Origin of the sequence: Micromonospora maris AB-18-032 (genome assembly GCF_000204155.1) — a bacterium.
Classification (GTDB): domain Bacteria; phylum Actinomycetota; class Actinomycetes; order Mycobacteriales; family Micromonosporaceae; genus Micromonospora; species Micromonospora gifhornensis.
Genome location: NC_015434.1, coordinates 1,207,554 through 1,227,846, shown reverse-complemented (window position 1 = coordinate 1,227,846; position 20,293 = coordinate 1,207,554). Strand labels below are relative to the sequence as shown.

General features: G+C 71.9%; 18 protein-coding genes. 7 read left to right on the top strand and 11 right to left on the bottom strand.

Annotated features, from left to right (window positions below):
- The first annotated feature begins 249 nt into the window (after positions 1–249).
- A complete protein-coding gene (locus VAB18032_RS33140; protein ID WP_013731829.1) occupies positions 250–1,038 on the top strand; it encodes a M15 family metallopeptidase in 789 nt (262 codons plus the stop codon).
- 83 nt (positions 1,039–1,121) lie between these two features.
- On the opposite strand, the gene VAB18032_RS05635 is transcribed toward VAB18032_RS33140, so the two are convergent.
- From VAB18032_RS05635 to VAB18032_RS05625, 3 genes are all read right to left on the bottom strand, one after another.
- Complete coding sequence (locus VAB18032_RS05635) at positions 1,122–1,667, bottom strand: hypothetical protein (protein WP_013731828.1); 546 nt, start codon at positions 1,665–1,667, stop codon at positions 1,122–1,124.
- Positions 1,668–1,782: 115 nt separating this feature from the next.
- Entirely contained in the window at positions 1,783–2,517 is a 735-nt protein-coding gene (locus tag VAB18032_RS05630) for a response regulator (protein ID WP_081476030.1), read from the bottom strand.
- Complete coding sequence (locus VAB18032_RS05625) at positions 2,493–3,734, bottom strand: sensor histidine kinase (protein ID WP_013731826.1); 1,242 nt, start codon at positions 3,732–3,734, stop codon at positions 2,493–2,495. The genes VAB18032_RS05630 and VAB18032_RS05625 overlap by 25 nt, the downstream gene beginning before the upstream one ends.
- A gap of 133 nt (positions 3,735–3,867) precedes the next feature.
- Here VAB18032_RS05625 and VAB18032_RS05620 point away from each other — a divergent pair, with 133 nt between their 5' ends.
- From VAB18032_RS05620 to VAB18032_RS05610, 3 genes are read left to right on the top strand one after another with little or no spacing between them, the layout of a single operon-like run.
- A complete protein-coding gene (locus VAB18032_RS05620; RefSeq protein ID WP_013731825.1) occupies positions 3,868–4,839 on the top strand; it encodes an ABC transporter ATP-binding protein in 972 nt (323 codons plus the stop codon).
- On the top strand, positions 4,836–5,621 hold the full coding sequence (locus tag VAB18032_RS05615; RefSeq protein WP_013731824.1) for an ABC-2 transporter permease: 786 nt from the start codon (positions 4,836–4,838) through the stop codon (positions 5,619–5,621). The genes VAB18032_RS05620 and VAB18032_RS05615 overlap by 4 nt, the downstream gene beginning before the upstream one ends.
- Positions 5,618–6,319, top strand: a complete 702-nt coding sequence (locus tag VAB18032_RS05610) for a YqeB family protein (RefSeq protein WP_013731823.1) — start codon at positions 5,618–5,620, stop codon at positions 6,317–6,319. The genes VAB18032_RS05615 and VAB18032_RS05610 overlap by 4 nt, the downstream gene beginning before the upstream one ends.
- 95 nt (positions 6,320–6,414) lie before the next feature.
- Here VAB18032_RS05610 and VAB18032_RS05605 read toward each other — a convergent pair whose 3' ends face one another.
- The 6 genes from VAB18032_RS05605 to VAB18032_RS05580 form a co-directional block, all read right to left on the bottom strand.
- The gene (locus VAB18032_RS05605) at positions 6,415–8,019 is read right to left on the bottom strand and encodes a M28 family metallopeptidase (RefSeq protein WP_013731822.1); all 1,605 of its coding nucleotides are present in this window, start codon (positions 8,017–8,019) and stop codon (positions 6,415–6,417) included.
- 232 nt (positions 8,020–8,251) lie between these two features.
- A complete protein-coding gene (locus VAB18032_RS05600; protein ID WP_013731821.1) occupies positions 8,252–8,902 on the bottom strand; it encodes a 4Fe-4S single cluster domain-containing protein in 651 nt (216 codons plus the stop codon).
- Positions 8,895–9,809, bottom strand: coding sequence for a ComEA family DNA-binding protein (locus VAB18032_RS05595; RefSeq protein ID WP_081476029.1), 915 nt, complete (start codon positions 9,807–9,809; stop codon positions 8,895–8,897). Before VAB18032_RS05595 ends, VAB18032_RS05600 begins: the two co-directional genes overlap by 8 nt.
- Entirely contained in the window at positions 9,793–10,005 is a 213-nt protein-coding gene (locus tag VAB18032_RS05590) for a DUF2997 domain-containing protein (RefSeq protein ID WP_013731819.1), read from the bottom strand. The genes VAB18032_RS05595 and VAB18032_RS05590 overlap by 17 nt, the downstream gene beginning before the upstream one ends.
- Positions 10,005–10,457, bottom strand: coding sequence for a hypothetical protein (locus VAB18032_RS05585; protein ID WP_013731818.1), 453 nt, complete (start codon positions 10,455–10,457; stop codon positions 10,005–10,007). The genes VAB18032_RS05590 and VAB18032_RS05585 overlap by 1 nt, the downstream gene beginning before the upstream one ends.
- Before the next feature lie 28 nt (positions 10,458–10,485).
- The gene (locus VAB18032_RS05580) at positions 10,486–12,132 is read right to left on the bottom strand and encodes an AAA family ATPase (RefSeq protein ID WP_013731817.1); all 1,647 of its coding nucleotides are present in this window, start codon (positions 12,130–12,132) and stop codon (positions 10,486–10,488) included.
- A 147-nt stretch (positions 12,133–12,279) separates the two neighbouring features.
- Here VAB18032_RS05580 and VAB18032_RS05575 point away from each other — a divergent pair, with 147 nt between their 5' ends.
- The 3 genes from VAB18032_RS05575 to VAB18032_RS05565 all read left to right on the top strand — a co-directional run bounded on the left by VAB18032_RS05575 (position 12,280) and on the right by VAB18032_RS05565 (position 15,242).
- Complete coding sequence (locus tag VAB18032_RS05575; protein ID WP_013731816.1) at positions 12,280–13,119, top strand: aldo/keto reductase; 840 nt, start codon at positions 12,280–12,282, stop codon at positions 13,117–13,119.
- A 255-nt stretch (positions 13,120–13,374) separates the two neighbouring features.
- On the top strand, positions 13,375–14,388 hold the full coding sequence (locus VAB18032_RS05570) for a daunorubicin resistance protein DrrA family ABC transporter ATP-binding protein (protein WP_013731815.1): 1,014 nt from the start codon (positions 13,375–13,377) through the stop codon (positions 14,386–14,388).
- Positions 14,385–15,242: an ABC transporter permease gene (locus VAB18032_RS05565; protein ID WP_013731814.1), complete on the top strand. Its 858-nt coding sequence runs from the start codon at positions 14,385–14,387 to the stop codon at positions 15,240–15,242. Before VAB18032_RS05570 ends, VAB18032_RS05565 begins: the two co-directional genes overlap by 4 nt.
- A gap of 83 nt (positions 15,243–15,325) precedes the next feature.
- Here VAB18032_RS05565 and VAB18032_RS05560 read toward each other — a convergent pair whose 3' ends face one another.
- Positions 15,326–18,574: an ATP-binding protein gene (locus VAB18032_RS05560; protein ID WP_013731813.1), complete on the bottom strand. Its 3,249-nt coding sequence runs from the start codon at positions 18,572–18,574 to the stop codon at positions 15,326–15,328.
- 65 nt (positions 18,575–18,639) lie between these two features.
- On the bottom strand, positions 18,640–19,977 hold the full coding sequence (locus VAB18032_RS05555; RefSeq protein WP_013731812.1) for an AAA domain-containing protein: 1,338 nt from the start codon (positions 19,975–19,977) through the stop codon (positions 18,640–18,642).
- Positions 19,978–20,293: the final 316 nt, after the last annotated feature.

The following is a 20,293-nucleotide window of genomic DNA, read 5'->3' as shown; positions in this document are numbered from 1 at the left end:
GAACCTCGCCAACCCCGGTGACCAGCTGCGATGTTCCGCCCTCGCAGAGCCCTCTGGGCGGTGCTGGGGGTCAATGCCCGGTTGCGAAAAAGCGACCAGTTCTCAGCAAATCCTCAGCTACGGCGAATCCTGAGGACAATTCTTGTTAATAGCCGCGAACCGTCCCGTCGGGTGCGAGGGTGGATCTACGGGATCACCCTCACCAAAGGCCCGCACGCCACCCCAATCGCTCTTATCGGGAGGACTTCTGTGCGCGTACACAGCTTGAAACGGGTTCTGGTCGCCCTCGCCCTGGCTCTGCCGGGCGCCGCGATCGCCTCCGTGGTCGCCGCGCCAGCGGCCCATGCCGACGCCTGTTACACCTGGGACCGCACCCTCTCCCAGGGGCGTTCCGGCAGCGACGTGCGGGAGCTGCAACTGCGGGTGGCCGGCTGGGCGGGCAACCGCGACATCGTCGAACTCGACGGCCGGTACGGCCCGAAGACCGCCGCCGCGGTACGCCGGTTCCAGTCGGCGTACGGTCTCACCGCCGACGGGATCGCCGGCCCGCAGACCTTCGCGAAGCTGTACCAGCTCCAGGACAACGACTGCACGCCCCGGCACTTCAACTGGGCCGAGATGGACGACGGCTGCGGCCGGGGCGGCTGGACCGGTGGCCCGTTGACGACGGCGCAGACCCGGCAGAACGCGTTGCGCACGATGTGGAAGCTGGAGGCGCTGCGCAAGAGCCTCGGCGACAAGCCGCTGATCGTCACCAGTGGCTTCCGCAGCAGTACCTGCAACAGCCAGGTGGGCGGCGCGTCGAACAGCCAGCACCTCTACGGCAACGCCGCCGACCTGATCTCACGGGACCGGTCGCTGTGCGACGTCGCCCGCGCCGCCCGCAACCACGGGTTCAGCGGCATCATCGGGCCCGGCGTGTCGGGCCACAACACCCACGTCCACGTCGACTCGCGGCGGGAGAACAACCGGGACGGCGTCACGAACAACACCTACTGGGCCGCCCCCGACTGCGGAATCCCCGCCGGTAACCGCTGAGGGAGCGACGCCGGCCCGGGGTCAGGCGGGGGGAACCAACCCGCACCCCGGGCCGGCGTCGTACCGCCGGCGGGCGAGCCCTCTCAACTCGCCCGTGGCCAGCGCGGCGCGGTGGCGGGGGGTGCCACCGGCCGGCCGGTACCGGCGGTGCGGGCGCCGGCCCGCACCGGGGGAGCCGCCACCCGGGGAACCGGACCCCGCGCCGGATAGCCGGCGGCGAGGCCCTGGCGTGGCGGATACCCGGCGGCCCGGTCGGCGGTCCGCCCTGGGTGGGAAGCGGTCCGGTCGCCGCCCGACGGACGCGCCGCCGGGGTACGTCCCGGGTTGGGTCCGTTCACCAGAAACGGGAACGGCACGTGTACGAACGGGTTGCCGTGCCGGATGAGGGCGTCGAGCTGTCGCTCGTTGAGCCCGTGGTTCAGCAGCACCTGCCGACCCCAGCGGTGCAGACGGCAGGGGAACCGGGATCCGTCGTTGCGGCACAGCGCCCCGGAGGGCCACTCCTCGGCCGCGTGTACCACCACCGCCCGGACCGCCAGCCGGACATCCTCGGGGGTCAGCGGCGTCGGCACCGGCAACTCACCCAGAATCTGATCGATGGGATCCGTCGACTGCTCATCAACTCGCACGGCAGGCCTCCCGCAACTGAGGTGGCGGTGCGCTTGAGCAGCGCACCTCAACCATTGGTACGGCCCCCGGGGCGGGATAGTTCAACGCCGTTCACCGGCCTTGGCCGAATTCGACTCAGACCAGCCCGGCGTCGTGCACGAGCAGCGCGACCTGCACCCGGTTGTTCAGGTCGAGGCGGGTCAACAGCCGAGAGACGTACGCCTTCACGGTGGCGACGCTCATGAACAGCTCGGCGGCGATCTCGGCGTTGGTGCGCCCTCGCCCGAGGGCCACCGCGACGGCCCGCTCCCGTTCGGTGAGCCCGGCGAGCAGGTGGGCCGCCCGGTCCCGGCGCGGATCGGCGGCGGTGCCCGCCGTGACGTGGGCGATCAGGGTGCGGGTGACCGTCGGGGACAGGGTCGCCTCCCCCGCCGCCACTCGGCGTACCGCCCGGACGATCTCCGCAGGTGGCGTGTCCTTGAGCAGGAAGCCACCGGCACCGGCCCGCAGTGCCCGCAGCACGTGCTCGTCCGCGTCGAAGGTGGTCAGCACGAGCACCTCGGGCGGCTTGGGCAGCGCCCGCAGCAGCTCGGTGGCGGCCAGCCCGTCCAGCCGGGGCATCCGGATGTCCATCAGCACCACGTCCGGCCGGCAGGCGGCGGTCGCGGCCATCACCTCGCTGCCGTCGGCCGCCTCCCCGACGACCGTCAGGTCGGGCGTACCGCCGAGGATCATCGACAGCCCGGCCCGGACCAGGGCGTCGTCGTCCACGATCAGGATCCGCACCGGCCGCAGCGCCGCGTCGGGCGACTCCGACCGGGCCTGCTCGCCCACCGGTCCGCCGCTCACGTCGCCGGCCAGGGCAGCCAGGCGGCCAGGCGGAAGTCGCCGCTGCCGTCACGGCCGTGTTCCAGCCGCCCGCCGGCGAGGTGCACCCGCTCGGCGATGCCGATCAGTCCGGTGCCGGCACCGGGGATGGCGTCGGTGTCCGGCTCGCCCACCGGCCACCGGTTACGGATCTCCACGCTCAACCCCTCGGCCGGTGCGCCGCGCAGCCCCACGGTGACCGCCGCGCCACGGGCGTGCTTGCGGGCGTTGGTCAGCCCTTCCTGCACGATCCGGTAGGCGGTCCGGCCGGTCGCGGCGGGCAGCTCGTCGGCGGCGGACACCTCGTCGTGCAGATCGACCCGGACCCCGGCGGCCCGGGATTCGGCGACCAGGGTGGGCAGGTCCGCGATGGTGGGTTGGGGGCGTTCCGGTTCCGTGGCGAGCGAACCCTCGGCCCGCAGCACGCCGATCACCTCGCGCAGGTCCTGCAACGCGGCGTGGGCGCTGCTGCGGATCACCCCGGCCGCCCGCGCCACCTCCTCGGCGGGCGCGTCGGGACGGAACTCCAGCGCACCGGCGTGCAGGCTGAGCAGCGAGATGCGGTGGGCCAGCACGTCGTGCATCTCCCGGGCGATGCGGGTGCGCTCCACCTGCTGGGCCTGGGCCACCCGCAGTTGCTGCTCGGCCTCGGCCCGCTCGGCGCGCTCCCGCAGCGACAGCACCAACTGCCGGCGGGCCCGCACGAACATCCCCCAGGCCAGCACCAGCAGCGTGATCGCCACCCCCCAGGTGGTGGTCGGCCAGTACGCCAGGTCGGGATCGGGACGCAACAGCGCGAAGAACATGTTCGCCACCAGGCCACCCGCGGTGACCGCCAGCGCCACCGCGGTACGCCGGTGCACCACGACCGTGAAGTAGATGACCAGCAGCGAGACCACGGAGGTCATCGAGAACGCCGACAGTGGCAGGGTGGCCACCGCCAGCCCGACCGGCCAGCGGCGGCGGAACCAGAGCGCCACCGCCAAGGCCACCCCGATCACCGCGTCCGCGGGGATCATCCACGGGTACGGCAGCCGCTCGGCGTAGCTCGGTACCGGGGAGGCGGCATCCAGGGTCGCCACCACCACCCAGCCGAGAGCCGCCACGAAGCAGAGGCTGTCGACCAGCCAGTCCCGGGCCGTACGGCGGGCGTGCGGGCGCGTCGGGTCCAGCGCCCCGGGCAGCAACCCGGGGTGTTCGAGGACGGCGGCGCTGGTCACAGGCGCAATGGTAGGCAGCCGCCGCAGGGCCGACCAGCTACCAAAGTCGAGACCTCGGCGTCGACCTTGGTCGACGCGACGGCAGACCGTCGGCCGCTGCGCACGACCGGGTGGCCCGGGCAGGCTGACCGGCATGATCGCGGTACAGCAGCTCACCAAACGGTACGGACGGCACACCGCCGTCGACGACGTGTCGTTCCACTGCGAGCCGGGCACGGTGACCGGCTTCCTCGGCCCCAACGGGGCCGGCAAGTCCACCACGATGCGGATGATCTGCGGGCTCACCCCGCCGACCTCCGGCACCGCCACGGTGGCCGGACACCCGTACCGCCACCTGCCCAACCCCGGCCGTACGGTCGGCGTCCTGCTGGACGCCTCCGCGCAGCACGCCGGGCGGACCGGGCGGGAGGCGCTGGCCCTGTCCGCCGCCACGATGGGCGTGGACCGACGGGCGGTCGGCGAGTTGCTCGACCGGGTCGGCCTCAACGGGGCGGCGGCCCGGCGCCGGGTGCGGGCGTACTCCCTGGGCATGCGGCAGCGGCTCGGCCTGGCGCACGCGCTGCTCGGCGATCCTGCGGTGCTGGTGCTGGACGAGCCGGCCAACGGGCTGGACCCGGAGGGCATCTTCTGGATGCGCGGGCTGCTGCGCGACTTCGCCGACCGGGGTGGCACCGTGCTGCTCTCCTCCCACCTGCTGCGCGAGGTGGAGGCGGTCGCGGACCGGCTGGTGGTGATCGGGGGTGGCCGGGTCGTGGCGCAGGGCAGCAAGGAGGAACTGCTCGCCGGCAGCGGCACCCTGGTGCGCGCCCGCGACCGTGCGGCGCTGCGCGACGCGCTGGAGCGAGCCGGTCTGCCGGTCGGCGACAGCACCGACGGGCTGCTGGTGAGCGCCGACAGCGAGGCGGTCGGGCTGGCCGCTGCCGCGGCCGGGGTCGCCCTGACCGAGTTGCGTCCGGCCGGCGCGGGCGGTCTGGAGCAGCTCTTCCTCACCCTCACCGCCGAGGCCGCTACCGGCCCGACCTCGACCCGGTCCGCCGAGACCGCCACCGGCCCGACCTCGGCCCGGTCCGCCGCCGTCCTGCCCACCGAGGAGATCGTCCGATGACCGCCACCATCGACCCCGCCGTGGGCCAGGATGTCGCCGCCGGGCAGCCCCGGCCGCCCATGAGCCGGCTGACCGTGGTCGAGCTGCGCAAGCTCGTCAACACCCGGGCCGGCCGCTGGCTGCTGATCGCCATCGGGGTGGTCGCCGCCGGCATCATCGCCCTGCAACTGGCGTACGCGCCGGACGACGAGCAGACCTTCGCCAACTTCTTCGTCCCGTCGCTGTTCCCGGTCGGGGTGCTGCTGCCGGTGCTGGGCATCCTGTCGATCACCACCGAGTGGTCGCAGCGCACCGCGCTGACCACCTTCGCGCTGGTTCCCCGTCGGGAGCGGGTGATCATCGCCAAGCTCACCGCGGTGGTGCTGGCGGCGCTGGCCTCGGTGCTGGTCAGCCTGGCCGTCGCGGCCGTCGCGACACTGATCGCCGAGGCGACCGGCGGGGCGGGCACCTGGCGCCTCGACGGGATGCTGATCGTGCACGCCGTCGTGCTCCAGGTCTCCACCGCCCTGATCGGGGCGGGCTTCGGCCTGCTGTTGCTGCACACCCCACTGGCCATCGTGGCCTACCTGGTGCTGCCCATCGCGTGGTCCATCCTGGGCGCTCTGGTCCAGCCGCTGTACCGCGCCGGCGAGTGGCTGGACACCAACCGGACGATGGAACCGCTGTTCACCCCCGAAATGACCAGCGGCCAGTGGCAGCGGCTCGCGGTTTCGTTGCTGGTGTGGCTGGTCGTACCCTTGGCCGCCGGGCTGGTCCGCACGATGCGCCAGGAGGTGACGTGACGGCGTACGGGGAACCGACGGTGGTCGGCGACGGTGTCGGGGAACTGGTGGTGCTCTGGGGCGGATTCCCGATCGTCGGTGCCGCGGCGGGTGGACTGCTGGCCGCCGGGGCGGGCTGGGTGACGGGTCTGGCCTGGGCACCCGCCCAGGGTCTGTTCCGGCTGGTCGACGGGCTGCCCGACGGGTACGCCATGGGCGGCGGCGTGGGGCTGGGAGTGCTGGCCGGGCTGGTGATCGCCGCGCTGGGCACCGCCGACCGGGTGCTTGTCACAGTGGACGGCACCCGGATCCGGCTGCGTCACGGCGACACCGAGCAGGAGGTTCCCCGGTCGCGTACCCGGGTGGCGTTCGTCGACGGCAAGGATCTGGTGCTGCTCGACGGTGACGCCGGTGAACTGGTCCGGCAACGGTCCGACCTGCCGGCCGACCGACTGGCCGCGGCGTTGCAGGAGCACGGCTGGCCGTGGGCGGACACCGATCCGCACCGGGACGAGTACCGGCGCTGGGTGCCCGACCTGCCCGGCCTGCCGACCGGCGCGGACGCGCTGCTGCGGGCTCGGCAGGAGGCGTTGGAGCGGGACCGTCGCGACGAGGCGCGGGAGTTGCGCGCGGAACTCGGCCGCTACGGCGTGGTGGTCCGCGACGACGCCAAGCGCCAGTACTGGCGGTTGACCCGATCGGGCCGGCCACCGCAGTGACGGTCTGCGCCTAGCGTTACCCGAACGCGTTAATAAGGGGCCCCTCCTCTGCCGCAGGCGTTAAGAAGGGGCCCCTCCTTTCGAGCTGAGCCGGCCTACTTCCAGTGGTGCTTGTGGCCGTGCTTGTGGTGATGCTTGTGCCCCTTGCCCTTACCCTTGCCCTTTCCAGGTGCCTTGCCCGGCACGCCGTTGACGGCCGAGGTGTCGAAGGCAAAGGTGATCACCGAGGCGGCGACCGCGTCGGAGTTGACGTCGAGCGCGAACACGTTGACGTTGCCGTGGAGCTTGTACTTCTTGCCCAGCGACTTGTACACCGCCGCGTCGGCCCCGTCGGCGACCGGCGTACGGCTGTCGCAGGCCAGGTGGTAGCAGGGGTCGTAGGCGACTCCCGCCACACCGCCGAAGAGGGCGGCTTCCTCGGCCGTCTTGACGCCTTCCGCCCCGGTGAACAGACCACCGGCGGGGATGTTGACGTCGATGAACGCGCCGTAGTCCGAGCGACCGGTGAAGTCGGAGGCCACCGTGGGCAGCTTCCGGGAGGCGAAGAACTTCTCGAAGACCTTCTCGATCTGCGCCGAACCCTCCGGCCCCGGGCCGGAACCCTCCTGCGCCGAGTCGTCACCGTCGTACACCCCGAACACGTAGTTCGGCGAGCCGATCATGTCGAAGTTGAGGTAGAGGGCGATGTCGGCGACCTGCTGCTCGCTCAGGCTGTCCACGTAGTACTGCGAGCCGATCAGACCCGCCTCCTCCGCACCCCACCAGGCGAAACGGACCGCGTTGTACGGCTTGACCTTCGCCATCTGGAGCGCGACCTCCAGCAGCGCGGCGCTGCCGGTGGCGTTGTCGTTGAAGCCCGGGCCGGCCGGGTCCGAGTCGAGGTGCGCCCCGGCCATGACGACGTTGTCGGTGCGGCCGTGCTTGCTCTGGGCGATGACGTTCTCGGTGCTGCGGATCTCCGAGGTGGTGTCGGCCTCGATCCGCAGGGTGAGGCCCGGCGTCGTCGCGAACTGCGCACCGGTGTTGTAGGACACCGAGACCGTCGGGATGCCGACCGGGGCGCCGAGGGTGCCGGCGAACAGGTCGTAGCGGTCGGCGTTGGCCTCCGGCGTACCGTTGCCCTGGTTCATCACGATGGCGCCGATCGCGCCGGCGGCCTCCGCGTTGACGACCTTGTCGCCGAAGGCGCAGGTGCCCCGCTGCAGCAGAGCGATCTTGCCGGCGACGTCCACGCCGGCGAAGTCGCTTGCCTCACAGCCCGACGTCGACGCGCGCGGCGGGTCGAGGGCGAGGTCCACCGGGACGACGAGGCCCTGGGCGACGCCAGCGCCGGAGTAGTCCATCAGCGTGTAGTCGACCCCGTCGACGTACGTGGTGGCGGTCGGCGCCACCTGCGCGAACGACGAGCCGAACTCCTCGTAGAACGCGAAGTCGAACTGCTGCCGGCTGACCTGGTAGCCGGCCTTCTTCAGCAGCCCGACCACATAGTCGGCGCTCGCGTCGTAACCCGGGGTCCCGGAGGCGCGGGTGCCGTTGTTGGCGTTGGCGATGTCCTGGAACTTGTCGAGGTGCTTGAGCACCCCCTTGACCGTCACCGCCTTGGTCAGCTTGTCGACGGTGTTGTTGTTCGGGCTGGCCTGCGCCGGGCCGGCCAGCGCCATCGTGCCGAGGAGAGTGCTGGCCGCGATAGCGGCGACCACCCGCCTACCTGAGAAAGGCACCACGATGTGCCACGTCCTTCCTCTGTGGATATCCGGCTCCCCGCACCCCCGTGCGCCGGATTGTTCGTCAATCCTGCTGCACCGGGGCGGCACCGCAAAGCACCTGTTCAGCCGAGTCACATAGACGTTCGTCCCAGGCACTCATCTGCCCCGATGACTGCTCCGGAGTGACGGTATCCGATGTCACCGATCGGCGCAGGTCAGCGCCGGTTCACCGGTGTGAGGCCCGCAGACCCGCCAGCAGTTCGTCGAGGGCGTCCGGGTCGGCCCACCCGTTCACCGCGACCCGCCCGGCCGGGTCCACGGTGATCTCGACCCGGTCGGGGTTCGCCGGCAGCTCGTCCAACAGATCCGGGAACCGGTCGCTGAGCACCACGAACTCCTGATTCGTGGAGCCCACCCACGGGCGGCGGATGTCGATCCGGTCCGCCTGGAACGGGCCGGCCACCAGCAGGTCGGTCGCCGCGAGCAGCGCGGCGACGTCGGTACGTCCGGCGTCCACCGCCGCGTCCAACTGCGACCGGGTGTAGCCGGTGAAGGTCATCACCGAGCGTCCGGCCGCCCCCACCTCGGCGGCCACCCGGGCCAGGGCTGCCGCCTGGTCGAAGGGTTCGCCGCCCAACAGCGTCAGCCCGTCGGTGCCGGCGTCGAGCACCAGGCGCGCCAACTCGTGCGGCGCGACCTGCTCGCCGCCCCGGAATCCCCACAGGTGCGGGTTGAAACAGCCGGGGCAGCGGATGGCGCAGCCCTGCACCCAGATGGCGGTCCGCTCGCCCGGTCCCTCGGCTCGGGTGGCGGCGAGGAACCGGGCCAGGGCAACGGTCTCCGCCGGGCCGCGCGGGATCGGAACAGGCTCAGACATCCAGTACGCGCCCCTGCGGCGGTAGTCCCGGCGCGGGTGGTGCAGGTGGTGCGCACACCAGACGGTCCCGCAGTCGGGCGTACTCGTGCGGGGCCAGTCCGGCGGCGGCGACGAACTCCGACAGGCTGCCGAATCCCCCGCGCCGGTCCCGCTCGGCGAGCACCTGCCGGGCGCGCTGCGGATCGAAGCCGGGCAGCGCCGCAAGGTCGTGCGGCCCGGCGCTGTTCACCTCCACCGGCCCGGTGTTCGCCGCCTGAGGTCCGGCGTCCACCCGCTGGTCCGGCACCGGCCCGGCGGCCGGACCGGGTCCGAAATAGTCCGTCGGCTGCGGCAGCGGCGGATAGGCAGCAAAGGTCGGGTCCCCCGCCGGATACACCGGCATGGTCGGCGCCTCGGACGGGTACGCCGGAGAGATCGGCGGGGTCGACGGGTATTCCGGGGCGGTCGGGCTCAGGCTCGGTGGTGGTGCGAGCGGGCCGGGCGGGTACGGGCTGCCCGGTCCCCCGGGTGGCTGCTCGGCGTACCAGGGACGGTGTCCGGCCCGCCACTTCAGCCACGAGGAGTTGATCAGGAAGGCATGCACGATGCTGGCGGCCCAGACAGCCAGCACCAGACCAGCCATCCAGTCGGACAGGGCGCTCTCCGAGTCGGTTTCACCGGTCAGGACGAACGCCGTCCAGCCGATCAGCAGGTAGCCGATGCCGGCGATCCACCAGGCCGGCCGACGGGCCCGCAGTCCCACGTAGAGGAAGCCGAACCCGCCGAGACAGCTGAGGCCGAGAATCGGCAGGAGCAGCCACCAGCTGTGCATCAGACGCCAGGAGAATTTCGCCGCCGGCGACGGGTGGCCGGGTGGCGGGTGACCGGTGAGGGGAGGCCACCGCCCCGGCTCAGGCGCGCTCGACATCACGGTTCTCCTGGCGTACGGCCATGGGGGTACGGGCGTGGTCGGCGGTGAAGGCGCTGTGGAGCGTACGGGCCGCCAGCAGGTCCTCCAGCACGTCGACATAGTCCAGGCACTGGTCACCGAAGATGTCGCGCGTCTCGGCGCTCACCTCACCCGAACTGCTCACGGTGATCACGATTCGCGGTCGCTCGGCCATCAGGACCGCCCCTCGACGGCGAACACCAGCCGTACGCTGTCGTCCTCGACGACCTGTTCGGACTCGAGCCGCAGGCCGGCGGCGGGGGCCTGCTGGCGCAGCCGCTCCAGCACCGCCCGCTGGACCTGCCGCCCGTACGCGACATCGATGGCCCGGACCACCTCGACGGCCCGCTGCTCGTCGACCTCGCCGGCGAAGTGCGCCGTCCAGATGCCGTCGGCACCGCGCTGGAACCTCGCCCGTACGCCCGTCCACTCCGCGGTGATGGCGTCCTGGTCGACGCCGACCACCGCGGCGGTGTCGTGCAGCGCGGCGGCGAGCAGTGTCTCGTCGCGCATCCGGGTCTGCACCTGGCAGACCACCCGGCCCTGCCCGTCGCGTCCGGCCGAAACGCCCTGCGCCGCCGCCACGGCCGCCACGGCCAGCGGCAGCAGTACCAGCGAGATGCTCATGATCGATCTCCCGTGCTCGGCATGGCACTCAGAATTCCACCGCTCGTCCACCCTGCCCGCGCGCAGCGGGCGGGGCGACGGGCGGGGGGACCTCGTCGCGGAGGCCGGACCGGGCGCCACCGTCCCAGTCCTCGGCAGCGGTGGCGGCGACGGCCCGGGTGTCGGCCCAGGTACGCAGGGCGTCGATCCGCTCGGCCTGGGTGACGCTCAGCGGCACCATGCTCACCACCGACTGGGCCAGGTCGTCGCGGCGCAACGGGCGACGCTCGGAGAAGGCGTCGAAGAGCCCGCCGACGACCGCCTGCTCGATCTCCGCCCCCGAGTAGCCCTCGCTCAGTGCGGCGAGTTCGGCGAGCAGCGGTTCGTCGAGGGTCAACCCACCGGCGACGGCCGGATTGCGCAGCCGTCGGGCGAGGTGTACCCGCCAGATCGAGGCCCGTTCGGCGCGGGTAGGCAGGTCGACGAAGAAGATCTCGTCGAAGCGCCCCTTGCGGAGCAGCTCCGGAGGCAGCGCCTCGATGTTGTTGGCGGTGGCGATGACGAAGACGGACTGCTTCTTCTCCTGCATCCAGGTCAGGAAGGACCCGAAGACCCGGGTGGAGGTGCCGGAGTCCCCGGTTCCACCGGCGAAGCCCTTTTCGATCTCGTCGATCCAGAGCACGCAGGGGGCGCTGGCCTCGGCCGTACGGATGGCGGTGCGCATGTTCTGCTCGCTGGAGCCGACGAGCCCGGCGAAGACCCGACCGATGTCCAGCCGCAGCAGCGGCAGCCCCCAGGCGGCGGCGATCGCCTTCGCGGTCAGCGACTTGCCGCACCCGGGCACCCCGGTGATCAGCACGCCCCGCGGCGCGGGCAGCCCGTACGCGGCCGCCTCCGCCAGCCAGGATCCGTCCCGCTTGGCCAGCCACCGCTTGAGGTTCTCCAGCCCACCGACGTCGTCGAGGTCGACGTCGGCTTCGACGAACTCCAGCAGCCCCGACTTGCGGACGGTCTGCCGCTTCTCCTCGTGCACCACCTCGAGGTCGTGAGCGTCGAGCATCCCGTCGTTGACCATCGCCCGGGCGAAGGCGTTCTCCGCCTCGTGCAGGGTCAGCCCGAGGGCCGCCTTGGCGAACCGTTCCCGGCCCTGGTCGTCCAGCACCATCTGGATGCGTCCGTTGGCGGCATTGGCGGCGATCATCGCGTCCAGCACCTGCCGGATCTCCGCCTCGGTGGGCAGCGGGAAGTCGACGATCGTCACCTCCTTGTCCAGCTCGGCCGGGATGTGCAGCACCGGCGAGACCAGCACGAGGGTGCGCGGCACCGGACCGGACTTGAACGCGGCGACCAGATCCCGCAGCCGCCGGATCAGGCCGGGACTGCCGGGTCGACCGTCGGCGCCGAGTGCCGGATGCAGATCCTTGAAGATCAGTACGCTCGGCTGGTCGACCCGCAACGCGGCGTCGAGGGCTGCCTCGGGATCGGTGGTGCCCTGGCGGGGCGTGCCGTCGGGCGCCACCAACCCGGTCGTCAGCGACCAGATCCAGACAGCGCGGGGCGTACGCACCGCCGTGGCGTCCCCGGCGATGGCGCAGACCTCGGCGACGACCCGCTGTTCCTCGGACGACTCGACGTAGAGAATCGGAAACCGAGCCTTGAACATCTGGGCCAGCGCATCGCGGAACGCAATTACCACGCCGCATTCCCTCCCCGCAGAACACCGCCGACGAGGGCAAACCATAACAGCCCTCACCTGTGCCGAAACTCGGGTGCAACCCGGCTAGCGGCATCGACAGCGGCGGGTCGACGTGCGAAGTTCGACGTCAACGGGTAAGCCGATGCGATGGCGAACATCATTCCGACCGTCACGCTGAACGACGGCAACACCATCCCGCAGCTCGGCTTCGGGGTGTTCCAGATCTCCCCGGCCGACAGCACCGAGGCGGTACGCCGCGCGCTGGACATCGGCTACCGGCACATCGACACCGCGCAGGGTTACGGCAACGAGGCCGAGGTCGGTCAGGGCGTACGCACCGCGGGGCTGGCCCGCGAGGAGGTCTACCTCACCAGCAAGCTCAACAACAACGCCCACCGTCCGGCGGACGCCCGCGCGGCGTTCCAGGCGTCGCTGGACGCGCTGCGCACCGACTACCTCGACCTGTTCCTGATCCACTGGCCGGTGCCGACCCGCTACGACGGTGACTTCGTCTCCACCTGGAAGGTGCTGGAGGAGTTCAAGGCCGACGGCCGGGCCCGGTCCATCGGGGTGTCCAACTTCCAGGTGCCGCACCTGGAGCGGCTGGCCGCCGAGACGGAGGTGGTGCCCGCGGTCAACCAGATCGAGGCGCACCCCTATCTCAGCAACGACGAGGTGCGGGCGTACGGCGCGAAGAACGGCATCGTCACCGAGGCGTGGTCGCCCATCGCCCAGGGTGCGGTGCTCGACGACCCGACCATCACCGACATCGCCGCGCAACTCGGCCGCACGCCGGCCCAGGTGGTGCTGCGCTGGCACATCCAGCGCGGCGATGTGGTCTTCCCGAAGTCGGTCACGCCGACGCGGATGGCGGAGAACTTCCAGATCTTCGACTTCGCGCTGGACGAGGCGACCATGGAACGGATCACCCGGCTGGATCGGGGTGAGGACGGACGGACCGGCCCGCACCCGGACACCTTCGGATAGCTGCCGAGCTGACCTCACGGTTGTTCGCCGGCCGCCGCTAGATCGGATCTAGCGGCGGCCGGTCGCCGTCTCGCGCCAGTAAGGCGAAGCTGGCTACAACCACGGCCGACCGCCATCGTTGTAGGAGTGGTCGGCCACGCTGCGAATTGTCGTACGCGTGCGCTGTGGTGGGGCAGCATGCGGGTCGAGCGTACGGGCGTACCTCCGGTGCCCTGGCGACCTGCAGACGTCCCGGACGGAAGGAAGAACAAGATCATGAGTAGACGCGCCACCGGCCTCGCCATCGAGGCCGCGGGGCTGACCAAGTCGTTCGGCGAGACCCATGCGCTCGCCGGACTGGACCTGGCGGTGCCCGCCGGTGCCGTGTACGGGCTGCTCGGCCCGAACGGCGCCGGCAAGACCACGGCGGTGCGGGTGCTGGCCACGCTGCTGCGCCCGGACGGCGGGCAGGCCCGGGTCTTCGGCCACGACGTGGTCGGCGAGGCCGACGCGGTCCGCGCCCGGGTCAGCCTGACCGGCCAGTACGCCTCCGTCGACGAGGACCTGACCGGCACGGAGAATCTGGTCCTGCTGGGCCGGCTGCTCGGTCTGGGCAAGGCGGCCGCCCGGGCGCGGGCCGAGCAGCTGCTGGAGGCGTTCGGGCTGACCGAGGCCGCCGGTCGGCAGGTCAAGAAGTACTCCGGCGGCATGCGGCGGCGCATCGACATCGCGGCGAGCATCCTCAGCACACCCGACCTGCTGTTTCTCGACGAACCGACCACCGGGCTCGACCCGCGCAGCCGCAACCAGGTGTGGGAGATCGTCCGGGCGGTGGTGGCCCACGGCACCACCGTCCTGCTTACCACTCAGTACCTCGACGAAGCCGACAAGCTGGCCAGCCGGATCGCGGTGGTCGACCACGGCCGGGTGATCGCGGAGGGCACCCCGGGCGAGTTGAAGTCGTCGGTCGGCTCCGGCACCATCCACCTGCGCCTACGGGACGCGGCGAAGCGGCCGGACGCCGAGCAGTTGCTGCGGACCACCCTCAACGTGCCGGTGCAGCTGGATCCGGATCCGGTGGCGATCACCGCTCGGGTCGGCGGCGACGGCAGCGACCTCGACGCCGGCGCCCAGGCGGCCCGGGCGCTGGGCGAGTTGTCCCGCGCCGGGATCGTGGTGGACGACTTCTCCCTCGGTCAGCCCAGCCTGGACGAGGTCTTCCTGGCCCTGACCGACCGTCCCGCCGTGCCGGCCGAAGCCGAGCCGGAAGCCTTGGAGGCAGCCCGATGAGCAGCGACACCGCCACCTCGAGCGGCCGGGCACCGTCGGTCTACGTGCCGTCGACCGAGGCGTTGGCGACGATTCTCGCGCCGGGGCAGCGACCGCCGCGGCCCAGCCCGCTGGCGGCGTCACTGGCCTTCAGCTGGCGCGCCCTACTCAAGATCAAGCACGTGCCGGAGCAGCTGTTCGACGTGACGGCGTTCCCGATCATCATGGTGCTGATGTTCACGTACCTGTTCGGCGGGGCGCTCGCCGACAGCCCGCGTGACTACCTCCAGTTCTTCCTGCCGGGCATCATGGTGACAAGCGTCGTGATGATCACCATGTACACCGGGGTCGGGCTGAACACCGACATCGAGAAGGGCGTCTTCGACCGGTTCCGGACGCTGCCGGTGTGGCGACCCGCCGCGCTGGTCGGCATGATCGTCGGGGACGTGCTGCGCTACATCCTGGCGGCGGTGGTGATCCTGACCGTCGGGCTGGTGCTCGGCTTCCGCCCGGACGGCGGGGTGCTCGGCGTACTCGCCGGGATCGGCCTGCTCGTGATCTTCTCGTTCGCGTTCTCCTGGGTGTGGACGTTCTTCGGGCTCGTCCTGCGCAGCGAGAAGTCCGTGATGGGGGTCAGCATGATGGTGCTGTTCCCGCTGACCTTCCTCAGCAACGTCTTCGTCGACCCGTCGACCATGCCGGGCTGGCTCCAGGCGTTCGTCAAGGCCAACCCGATCACGCACCTGGTGTCGTCGGTGCGGGCCGCGATGGGCGGTACGACGGACGCGTCGAGCATGACCTGGATGGTGGTGTGGAGCGCCCTGTTCATCGTGGTCTTCGGCACCCTGACCATGTACCGCTACAACCGCCGCTGATCAGGACGCGGCGCCCGGGCCGTGGCGGGACCGGCAGACCGGTCACCGTCACGGCCCGGCCACCGCGGCCACGACCCGGTCGGTCACCGTCGCCACGGCACGGGTTCGGTGGGCTGGTAGCGGCAGGCGGTGCCGGTGGAGATGGTCTGACGCAGGTGCGCGGCGAGCGGCGGGTGTTGCTGGTCGAGCCGGCGCAGCGTGTCCCGGATCCGGGCGGTAACGGTCTTGCGGGCCCGTTCCGCCTCGTCGCCGAGGCGGCGGTGGCGCCCGGCCAGGCCGGCGGCCGAGCGCAGTTGGCCGATCAGGGCCCGACGCTCGTCGTCGAGGGTCGCCACGCGCGCCGTGTCGTCCCGCATCGCCGCCCGGTCGATCTCGTCGTCGAGCAGCGCCAGGTGCCGCCGGTAGCGGTTCCTGGCCTCCTCGTCGAGAATCTCGTCACCACCGAGCCGTCGAGCGGCGACGAGTTCCGGCCCGGCGGCCGGGTCGAGCAGCCCGACCGCCGGCACGTCGACACCGGGGCAGCCGAGCAGCAGATGCAGGTCGTTGAGCCCTTTGGTGTCCGGCAGGTACGCGGTGGTGCCGCCGTACGTGAGTCGCCAGACCGCCCCGTCCCGGCAGAACTCGTACGCCGGGGTGGTTGTCCCCGCACCCGACCCGGAATCGGGCGATGGCCCACCGGCCGGTGCCGGAGACGAGCCGACGGGTGTGGGGGCGGCCAGCCGGGCGAGCACCTGCCGCATGTCGAGGCCGCGCGCCTCGCGCTCGGCTTCGCGGCGCAGACCGGCGGCGACCGCCGAGTCGCCGGGGCCGTCGCGGGCGATGAGCGCGTCGGCCAATGCGGTGCTGGCGATCAGCGACCAGGGCCGTGAACCCATCCGGTCGGCGTTGTCGCGGGCGGCGGTGAAGCCGGCGACGGCGTCGTCCCAGCGCTTGTCGGCCGCGTCGACCACGGCCAGCCAGTGGTCGACCGGGCCGCTGATGTCACAGCCGTACACGGCGACCAGCCACTGCCCCCGGTACGGCAGCAGGGCCTGCCGGGCGGCCTCGCAGCGATCGGGGGCGGTCACCGTGACCTGGGCCTGCAACCGCAGCCACAACGGCAGGATCACCGACGGGTAGGTGCCACCGGCCGCTTCCAACCGGGCGGTGATCCGGGCGGCGTGGCGGTGGCCGCCACGTTCGGCAGCGGTGACCGCGTGGAGCAGGTCGAGGAACTGATGCTCGGCCGGATCAAGCCCGTCGAGCAACGCCTGCGCCTCGTCGAGGCGACCACGCAGCAGCAACAGCGACCAGATCAGGTGCAGGTCGATGAACAGGTGTTTGTCGTCCTCCCATCCCTCCCACCACAAGCCCGACGACGATTCCGCGACGGGGCTGCGCAGTTCGGCGTAGCAGGCTTCGGCGGCCGCGAAGTCGCCCCGGAAGGCGCTGATGATTCCGCTGTCGATGTTGGCGGCCATCTGATGCCGGACCTTGCCGGCCTGCCGGCCGGCGGTCACGAAGGCGGTGAGCTCGTCGAGGTAGCGCGGATCGCCGAGTTCCAGTAGCGCGACCCAGCGCAGCGACGTGGCCCAGAGCGGGGTTTCCTGGTCACCGGAGCGGCGGGCCACCTCGCGGATCTCGGCGGTCAGCGCCGCCCTGTTGGCGGCCGTCCCCGGCCCCCATGCTGCGTCGTGGCGGGCCCAGAGGCTGACGCTGAGCGCGTCGTCGTCCTGGTTGCGTCGGGCAAGCTCCTCGGTGGCGTTGATCAGGCCGACTTCCAGGGTTTCGACCGGCACGTCGGACCCCGGCTCCCCGACGAGCCGCCGGTACGCCTCCCGCACCAGCGCCTCCGTGTCGATCTCCGGCCGCGAGGTGAGCTGACAGTGTCGGTAGACGCTGAGCGCGAAGCGGGCCATCAGCGCCGGTTCGTCGACCGCCAGCGCCTGCACGGTGGTCTCGGCGAGCAGTCGACTCGCCTCGGCCTGATCGCCGGTGTGGAAAAGGCGATCGGCCAACTCGATCATGATGCGTACCCGTTGCACCTCGTTTCGGCTGACCACCAGCGCCCGACGCAGGTGCACCGTCGACTCCTCCAACGCGAGCCGGCAACTGGCGTCGCGGGCGGCGGCGATCAGCAGGTCGGCGCAGCGGTACGGGTCGAGCCGGTCACCGGCCAGCCAGGCGTGCCGGGCCAGGTCGGCGGGGACCAGCCGCTCGGCGAGCGCGGCGTGCTCGTCGACGGCACGGACCACGGCCGCGTGGTGATCATTGCGATCGTCGTCGGTGAGCCCCTCGTAGAGGGTCTCCCGGACCAGGTCGTGGGCGAAGGCGTACCCGCCGTCGGGCTGGGCGAGCACGAGGCGCGCGCTCACCGCGACGTCGAGCAGCTGGTCGAGGCGGGTCGGCGGCAGCCCGGCGCCGGCGGCGAGGACCGCGCGGTGGAACTCCCGGCCGAGCACCGCGGCGACCACGAGCGTGTGGACCACCGCCTCCGGCAGATGATCCAAGCGTCTGCGCACCACCTCCCGGACACCGGGCGCGATGCCGCTCGCCGCGCCGTCGACGTGCCAGAGCCGAGCGGTCTGCTCGACGAAGAACGGGTTGCCACCGGTGCGCCGGTAGACGTCGTCGACGCAGTCGGCGGTGGGTTCCTGCCCGGTGACGCGGGCGATCAGCACCCCGACCTCGTCGCGGGACAGGCCGGTGAGGGTGATCGGGGTGGCCTTGGCGGTCAGCGACATCAACAGCGGGCGCAGCGGATGATCACCCGCTTCGACCTCGGCGTCCCGGTACGTGCCGACGAACAGCAGCCGCTCGAACCAGGTGTGCTGGGCGGCGAACTGCAACAACCGCATGGACGCCGCGTCGGCCCAGTGCAGGTCGTCCAGGACCACCACGACCGGCCGACGTTGGGAGACCGCGACCAGGGCGGTGGTGACCGCGTCGTAGAGGGCGAACGCCTCCTGCTCGACCGCGTCACCCTCGCCGTGCGACCCGCTTACCATGCGGTGGCCGGCCGGCTCGCCGTGCAGCAGGGCGAGGGCCGGCTCGGCGGACTCCCGGGCCACCGCCCAGTCGGCGGCCGACCGGCGCAACCCACGCAGCACCTGCAACCAGGGCCAGTAACCGGGAGCGCTCGCCGAATCCCAGCAGGCGGCACCGAGGACCAGCGCGCCCTGCCGGCGGGCCTCGTCGGCGACGGCGGTCACCAGGGTCGTCTTGCCGATGCCCGGCTCACCGCCGACCAGCACGAGACCGCCGTGACTGGCGGTGGCGCGGTCCAGCTCCGCCCGGAGCAGGCCGGCCGGATGTTCCCGCCCGATCAGCGCCGCGCCGGACTGCGTCCCCATGAACCGACGGTAACCGACACCACCGACACCACGGGCAGGCCCGGGGCGGCACTCCGACGAGCCGATCAGCCCGATTTCTGGTGCGGGACCGCCGTCGCGCGCAGGTGGGCCAGGATGGCCTGGTTGGCCTCCCAGCCGTCGGGGAACTTCACCGGCACGTCCAGTTGCGGCACGTCGGTCGACGGGTGGGCGTCGAGCAGTTCACCGATGCCGGCCCGGGCCACCACCACGCAGGCCTGCCGGTGCCGGGAGGCGAGCACGCAGAGCCGCCCCGACTCCAGGTGGAAGGCGGTCGCGTCGCGTCGGCCGGAGAGCGGGTGCAGCACGATTGTCATGTCGTACTCCCGGCCCTGGAGGCGGTTGGCGGTGTCGACGGTGATGCCCGCTCCCGTCTCGCCCAGCTGGGCCCGGATGGCCGCGACCTGGTCGCGGTGCGCGGCCCCCACGGCGATCCGGTCCGCAGTGACCGGCGCGCCGTCGGGCGCCTGCTCACAGACCGCGACCGCGCCGCGCGCCAGCACCCGCAGCGCGAGCGCGGCGCACGCGGCGGCGGCCTCGGCATCGGTACGCAAAGTGTGCCGCGCCGGCAGCTCGTAGAGCGCCCAGCCGGTGTCGGTCGCCAACTCCACCGCCCGGTCCACCGCGTCACCGCGCCCGGCCCCGGTCAACCGCAGGGCCCGGTCGGCGGAGCCGGTGCCGGCCCGGAAGCCGCTGAACGGGTAGAACGCCGTCGACACCACCGGGGCCGCCGAGGCGGGCAGCCGCCACGAGACCGGCAGCCGATGCACCGGCAGCTGCGGGTTGTGCCGCAGCAGCACCGCCACCGCCGACTGCATCGGATCCCAGGTCAGCCCCGCCCACCGACCGACCTCCACAGTGGAGAACGGGTCGAGCTGCCCCGGATCCCCCACGAACAGGGCCCGTTCGAACCTGCCGGCCACTCGCAGCAGGGCGTCCGAGCGCATCTGGTACGCCTCGTCCACGATCGCCCACGGCCAGCGGCCCTCGGTGACCGTGGCCCACTTGGCGGCCGTACCGATGATGACGGCCGAAGCCGCGAGGTCGGTGACCTTCGCGGCGACCCGGACCTGCTCGTGCGCCCGCACCCGGGCCGACGGCCGGTAGTCACCCGCGGAGAGCCGCCCGACCCGCAGCTCGGGTGCCTTGCGGGCGAGCCGGTCGATCAGGTCGTCCACCTGCTCGTTGGTCTGCGCGATGACCATGAGCGGCTCGCCGGCGCCGGCCAGCTCCACGGCGGCCCGCACCACAAGCGTCGACTTGCCCGCCCCGGGCGGCGAGTCGACGACCACACCCCGATGCTCCCCGGAGCGCAGGTCGGCCAGCACGGCGGTGATCACCCGCTCCGCCTCGACACCCGGCGGCACGTCCCACTCGGCCCGCATCCTCGCCTGCCCACCTCCTGGTCCGTGGCACGGACCCTACCGGTCGCAAGTTCGGCAGTGGTCGCTGGCACATCCGACACCTCCGAGCTCGACACGAGCCAATTCTCGAATTTCGAGATTGATCAGTGTGACGGCACCAGTGACAGCCGCACAGCCGACGAATTTGCTCCGGCCGGTTTCGCTGGGCGTACCACCACCGCACCCCTCCCACTACCGGCGGGCACTGTCAGCCGATCGTTCATGCGATCGATCCGCGCAAAGGTTTGACCATCTATCAACAAGAAGCTACCCAGCGACCCAATGGCGAATGGCTTAA